This is a genomic window from Streptomyces sp. NPDC060031 (assembly GCF_042736805.1).
Classification (GTDB): domain Bacteria; phylum Actinomycetota; class Actinomycetes; order Streptomycetales; family Streptomycetaceae; genus Streptomyces.
Window position 1 is genome coordinate 1 of sequence record NZ_JBHWVM010000170.1, and the last position, 6,327, is coordinate 6,327.

At 67.2% G+C, this 6,327-nt stretch carries 6 protein-coding genes and 1 tRNA gene; 6 read left to right on the top strand and 1 reads right to left on the bottom strand.

All coding sequences use genetic code 11. From position 1 onward, the window contains the following. Positions 1-59 precede the first annotated feature (59 nt). The 4 genes from ACFWB8_RS36280 to ACFWB8_RS36295 are packed head-to-tail and all read left to right on the top strand — an operon-like array spanning position 60 to position 4,418. A complete protein-coding gene (locus tag ACFWB8_RS36280; RefSeq protein ID WP_385237353.1) occupies positions 60-992 on the top strand; it encodes a branched-chain amino acid ABC transporter permease in 933 nt (310 codons plus the stop codon). Between the two features lie 5 nt (positions 993-997). Continuing rightward, the gene (locus ACFWB8_RS36285) at positions 998-2,719 is read left to right on the top strand and encodes a branched-chain amino acid ABC transporter permease (RefSeq protein ID WP_385237356.1); all 1,722 of its coding nucleotides are present in this window, start codon (positions 998-1,000) and stop codon (positions 2,717-2,719) included. 5 nt (positions 2,720-2,724) lie between these two features. Continuing rightward, a complete protein-coding gene (locus ACFWB8_RS36290) occupies positions 2,725-3,705 on the top strand; it encodes an ABC transporter ATP-binding protein (RefSeq protein ID WP_385237359.1) in 981 nt (326 codons plus the stop codon). Then, positions 3,702-4,418: an ABC transporter ATP-binding protein gene (locus ACFWB8_RS36295; RefSeq protein ID WP_385237362.1), complete on the top strand. Its 717-nt coding sequence runs from the start codon at positions 3,702-3,704 to the stop codon at positions 4,416-4,418. Before ACFWB8_RS36290 ends, ACFWB8_RS36295 begins: the two co-directional genes overlap by 4 nt. Positions 4,419-4,482: 64 nt before the next feature. Here the strand turns inward: ACFWB8_RS36295 and ACFWB8_RS36300 are convergent, their stop codons facing one another. Beyond that, a complete protein-coding gene (locus ACFWB8_RS36300) occupies positions 4,483-5,109 on the bottom strand; it encodes an ANTAR domain-containing response regulator (protein WP_385237368.1) in 627 nt (208 codons plus the stop codon). A gap of 127 nt (positions 5,110-5,236) precedes the next feature. On the opposite strand from ACFWB8_RS36300, the gene ACFWB8_RS36305 reads away from it, so the two are divergent. Together ACFWB8_RS36305 and ACFWB8_RS36310 are read left to right on the top strand one after the other, a co-directional pair. Further along, positions 5,237-5,309: transfer RNA gene (locus ACFWB8_RS36305), tRNA-Leu, on the top strand. A gap of 164 nt (positions 5,310-5,473) precedes the next feature. After that, positions 5,474-6,196 (top strand): helix-turn-helix domain-containing protein, encoded by a 723-nt coding sequence (locus tag ACFWB8_RS36310; RefSeq protein ID WP_385237365.1) that lies wholly within the window; start codon positions 5,474-5,476, stop codon positions 6,194-6,196. The last annotated feature ends 131 nt before the right edge of the window (positions 6,197-6,327 follow it).

The window sequence follows — 6,327 nt, forward strand, 5'->3', positions numbered from 1 at the left end:
GGGCGCAAACAGCGCCCTCGCGCGGAGTCTTATCCGACACGCTCATCGGAGGCCCTGCGGTGCACGAACTGCCGCAACAGCTGGCCAACGGCCTGGCCCTCGGTGCCCTGTATGGCCTCATCGCCATCGGGTACACCATGGTCTACGGCATCGTCCAGCTCATCAACTTCGCCCACGGCGAGATATTCATGATCGGCGGGTTCGGCGCACTCACCGCCTACACCGCCCTCCCGACCGGCACCTCCCTGCTGATCGCGATACCCGTCATGATCGTCGGAGGCGCACTCGCCTCCGTCGCCGTAGCCACCGCAGCCGAACGCTTCGCGTACCGACCCCTGCGCAGCGCACCCCGGCTCGCCCCGCTCATCACCGCAATCGGCCTCTCGATCGCGCTCCAGCAGCTCGTCTGGCAGTTCTACCCGGACGCCAAGAAGGCAGTCAGCTTCCCCGAGTTCAAGGGCGAAGCCTTCAAGATCACCGACAGCCTCGCCATCCAGCGCGCCGACGCCTTCGTCCTCGTCCTCGCCCCGCTCTGCATGCTCGCCCTCGGCATCTTCGTCTCCAAGAGCCGCAGCGGCCGCGCCATGCAGGCCACCGCACAGGACCCCGACACCGCGAAGCTGATGGGCATCAACACCGACCGCATCATCGTCATGGCCTTCGCCATCGGTGCCGCGTTCGCCGCCGTCGCCGCCGTCGCCTACGGCCTCGACAAGGGCCAGATCAACTTCGAAATGGGCTTCATCCTCGGCCTCAAGGCCTTCACCGCAGCCGTCCTCGGCGGCATCGGCAACATCTACGGCGCCATGGTCGGCGGCATCGTCCTCGGCCTCGCCGAAGCCCTCTCGATCGCCTACATCGAAGAGATCCCCGGCATGCAGCAGCTCGGCGGTGGAGCCTGGTCCAACGTCTGGGCGTTCGTACTCCTCATCGTCGTCCTCCTCGTGCGGCCACAAGGCCTGCTCGGTGAGCGCGTCGCGGATCGGGCGTGAGAACCATGACCACCAACACCACCCCGCAGACCGCCCCGGCCAAGCAGGGCACCGCCCCCGCCGCCCTGCTCTACGCCGTCATCGGCGGCAGCCTGCTCACCGTCGTCAGCGCCTTCCTCGCATGGACGTGGACCGCCGAATTCCCCGGCGACCTGACGTACTACGGCAGCCCGGCCCCCATCCAGACCCTCAGCCTGATCGGCGCCCTCCTCACCGCCGCCTACGCGCTCTCCGCGCTCGGCGTCAAGGGCCTGCGCTGGCTCACCCCCACCGGCGCCCGCAAGCCCGTGTGGATCCTCGCGCTGGGAACCCTCGCCGGCACCTGGTTCACGGTCATCGCCATCGCCACGGTCCTCGGCGGCGTCGTCAACCTGGAACCCGGCGCCTACGTCGCCCTCGCCGGCTCGCTCATCCCGGCCCTGGCCGCGTACAAGCTCCCCGACGACAGCCACAAGGCGGCCCCCGCCAAGAAGCTGCCCTCCTGGGCCGAGATCCTCATCATCACCGGCGTCTTCGCCCTCGGCCTCTACGTCATCACCTTCGGCATCGACACCGATGACAAGGAACCGCAGCTCTTCGTCACCTACCTGATCATCATCGGCTTCGCGGCCTTCGCCCTGCTCAAGTCCGGCCTCCTGGACCGCTTCAGCACCATCACCGCGAACAACCGCCAGGTCACCCTCATCGGGACCGCGGCCGCCGCGATCGCCTTCCCCTTCATCCAGCAGAGCGGCGACACCTACACGCTCATCGCGGTCAACATCCTGATCTTCGCGACCGTCGCCCTCGGCCTCAACGTCGTCGTCGGCCTCGCCGGCCTCCTCGACCTCGGCTACGTCGCCTTCCTCGGCGTCGGCGCCTACACGGCCGCGCTGGTCTCCGGAAGCACCGCCTCCGCCTTCGACATCCGCCTCCCCTTCTGGGCGGCCATGATCGTCGGCGCCCTCGCCTCGCTCGTCTTCGGCGTGGTCATCGGCGCACCGACCCTGCGCCTGCGCGGCGACTACCTCGCCATCGTCACCCTCGGCTTCGGAGAAATCTTCCGCATCGCCATGGGCAACCTCGACGGCGACTCCGGCCCGGACATCACCAACGGCCCCAACGGCATCCCCAACATCCCCCACCTCGAAATCCTCGGGTGGAACTTCGGGGAATCCCACGACGTCCTCGGCATCACCCTCGGCGCCTACGCCAACTACTACTTCCTGATGCTGCTCGTCATGGCCCTGGTCGTCCTGATCTTCGCCCGGGCCGGCAACAGCCGGATCGGCCGCGCCTGGGTCGCCATCCGCGAGGACGAGACCGCCGCCGAAGCCATGGGCATCAACGGCTTCAAGGTCAAGCTCATCGCCTTCGCCCTCGGCGCCACCCTCGCCGGCCTCGCCGGCACCGTCCAGGCACACGTCAACAGCACGGTCGTCCCCGAGAACTACGTCTTCGCCGGGCCCGTCCCGCCGAACTCCGCGTTCCTCCTCGCCGCCGTCATCCTCGGCGGCATGGGCACCATCCGCGGCCCCATCCTCGGCGCCGCACTCCTCTTCCTGATCCCGGCGAAGCTGGCCTTCCTCCAGGACTACCAGCTCCTCGCCTTCGGCATCGCCCTCATCCTGCTCATGCGCTTCCGCCCCGAAGGCCTCATCGCCAACAAGCGGGCGCAGCTCGAGTACCACGACGACACCGCTGACCAGGCCCCCACGGACCTGGCCACCGCCAAGGCGGGGGCGTGAACACCATGACGACCACAGACACCACCACCACCACGACCACCGTCCTCGAAGCCAGCGGCGTCACCATGCGCTTCGGCGGCCTCACCGCCGTCAAGGGCGTCGACCTCAAGGTCAACGCGGGCGAGATCGTCGGCCTCATCGGCCCCAACGGCGCCGGCAAGACCACCTTCTTCAACTGCCTCACCGGGCTGTACGTCCCCACCGAGGGAACCGTCAGCTACAAGGGCACCGTCCTGCCGCCCACGCCCCACAAGGTCACCGCGGCAGGCGTCGCCCGCACCTTCCAGAACATCCGGCTCTTCCACAACATGACCGTGCTGGAGAACGTCCTCGTCGGACGCCACACCCGCACCAAGGAAGGCCTCTGGTCCGCCATCCTGCGCGGCCCCGGCTTCAAGAAGGCCGAAGCCGCCAGCGAAGCACGGGCCATGGAACTCCTCGAGTTCATCGGCCTCCAGCACAAGGCCGGGCACCTCGCCAAGAACCTCCCCTACGGCGAACAGCGCAAGCTCGAAATCGCCCGCGCCCTCGCCAGCGACCCCGGCCTCATCCTCCTGGACGAGCCCACCGCCGGCATGAACCCGCAGGAAACCCGCACCGCCGAAGAACTCATCTTCGCCATCCGCGACATGGGCATCGCCGTACTCGTCATCGAGCACGACATGCGCTTCATCTTCAACCTCTGCGACCGCGTCGCCTGCCTCGTCCAGGGCGAAAAGCTCATCGAAGGCACCGCCGCCGAAGTCCAGGGCGACGAACGCGTCATCGCCGCCTACCTCGGCACCCCCTTCGAGGGCGCCCCGGGCGAGGAAGAAGTCGCCGAGGTCGAGGCCGCCGAAGCCCACGCGGAAGCAGCCTCGGAGGCGGAAACGGACGCGGACGCCGACGCGGATGCCGACGCCGACGCCGACGCGGATGCCGACGCGGATGCCGACAGCACCACGGGCACCACCAGCACCACCAGCACGGAAGGAGAGGCCAAGTGACCGCACTGCTCAAGGTCGAAGACCTCAAAGTCGCCTACGGCAAGATCGAAGCCGTCAAGGGAATCTCCTTCGAAGTCAACGAGGGCGAAATCGTCTGCCTCGTCGGCACCAACGGCGCCGGCAAGACGACCACCCTGCGCACCCTCTCCGGGCTCCTCAAGCCCACCTCCGGCAGCGTCACCTTCGACGGCAAGCCGCTGGCCGGCGTACCCGCCCACAAGATCGTCGCCATGAAGCTGGCCCACTCCCCCGAGGGACGCCACATCTTCCCCCGGCTGACGATCGCCGAGAACCTCCAGCTCGGCGCCTTCCTGCGCAGCGACAAGGAAGGCATCGAGAAGGACATCCAGCGCGCCTACGACCTCTTCCCCATCCTGGGAGAGCGCCGCAAGCAGGCCGCCGGCACCCTCTCGGGCGGCGAGCAGCAGATGCTCGCCATGGGCCGCGCCCTCATGTGCCAGCCCAAGCTGCTCATGCTGGACGAGCCCTCCATGGGCCTCTCCCCGCTCATGATGCAGAAGATCATGGCCACCATCGCCGAACTCAAGGCGAGCGGCACCACGATCCTGCTCGTCGAGCAGAACGCCCAGGCCGCGCTCTCGCTGGCCGACACGGCCCACGTGATGGAGATCGGCAAGATCGTCCTCTCCGGCACCGGCCAGGAGCTCCTCCACAACGAGGACGTCCGCAAGGCGTACCTCGGCGAGGACTAGGGCTCACCCACGTGTGAGGCCCGCCTCCCCTCGGGGGGAGGCGGGCCTCACGCATGTCCGCTGCCTACTTGCCGCTGTCCTTCTTCTTCGCCTCGGCGTCCTCGATGACCACCTCGGCGACCTGCTGCATGGACATCCGACGGTCCATGGACGACTTCTGGATCCACCGGAACGCGGCCGGCTCCGAGAGCCCGTACTGCGTCTGCAGGATGCTCTTGGCACGGTCGACCAGCTTGCGCGTCTCCAGCCGCAGCGAGAGGTCCGCGACCTCCTTCTCCAGCGCCTTCAGCTCCGCGAAGCGCGACACGGCCATCTCGATGGCCGGAACGACGTCACTCTTGCTGAACGGCTTCACGAGGTACGCCATGGCCCCGGCGTCCCGCGCCCGCTCGACCAGGTCGCGCTGCGAGAACGCGGTGAGCATGAGCACGGGGGCGATGGACTCCTCCGCGATCTTCTCGGCGGCGGAGATGCCGTCCAGGACCGGCATCTTCACGTCGAGGATGACCAGGTCAGGCCGGTGCTCACGGGCGAGCTCGACGGCCTTCTGCCCGTCCCCGGCTTCGCCGACGACGGAGTACCCCTCCTCCTCGAGCATCTCCTTGAGGTCGAGACGGATGAGCGCCTCGTCCTCGGCGATGACGACACGCGTCGTCATCGGCGGAACGTGCGACTGGTCGGCGTCGGGCATGGGCGTCGACTCGTGCTCGGCGGTCACGGAGAGCTCCTTGTTGCAAGGCGATTCAGCTCCCACGAGCCTACCTAGCTCCTGTATGTTTGTGACACGGAGGGTCTTAGGTATCCTTCGTTTCGAAGGGGCCCCGGTAGCCCAGCGGTAGAGGCGATGGATTCAAAACCCATTCAGCGTCGGTTCGAATCCGACCCGGGGTACTTCTCCTTCATTTTCAAGGTCGCAAAGCGTGTTGGGCGATCTTCACTCGTCACGGTGAACGAAACTTCGAATAACGGCCAACCGGGCGAACAGCGATAAAGCTCCTGATGTGGAGCACAATCCTTCGATACGCGAAGAAGCAGTCGTACTGCTACGTCGAGGCATGCCCAACCGAGCCGTGGCCGAGCATCTCGGCGTCCCCCGTGGAACCGTCGGGTGGTGGTTGCACGAGGACCGAAGACTCCGGGGCGTGACCTACTCCCCGCCGACCGACTGCCCGAGGTGCACCGGCCGGGAAATCGACCAACCCGCGTACGCATACCTGCTGGGCCTCTACCTCGGCGACGGCCACATCATCTCGAAGCGCAAGCAACACCACCTGTCCGTCTTCTGCGACGCGACGTGGACCGGCCTGGTCGATGCAGCCGAGGACGCCATGCGTCTCGTGATGCGCCTGCCCAGCGTGAGCCGCCGCCGCAGGCAGGGCTGCGTCGAGGTCAAGTCCTACAGCCACCACTGGACGTGCCTGTTCCCGCAGCACGGACCGGGCAAGAAGCATGAGCGGCGCATCGCCCTCGAGGACTGGCAGCAGGACATCGTCGACGCCCACCCCTGGGCGTTCATCCGGGGGCTCATCCACTCCGACGGGTGTCGCGTCACCAACTGGACCACCCGCATGGTCGGCGGCGTGAAGAAGCGCTACGAGTACCCCCGGTACTTCTTCACCAACAAGTCGGACGACATCCGCAAGCTCTGTACCGACACGCTCACCAAGGTCGGCGTCCAGTGGACGGTGCTGGCCCGGGGCAGCGACCCGTTCAACGTGTCCGTCGCCCGCAAGGCGTCCGTCGCGCTCATGGACGCGCACATCGGACCGAAGTACTAGAAGGGCAGGGCCCCGCCCCCGCCACCGCCCGCAGCAGGGCGTGTCAGCGATCTTGTGTAAGTCGCCTGGTGTCATTGGATGCTGAGCCGGTCCTCGAAGAAGAGTGAGAACTGGTTCAGTGCCTCTTTCCA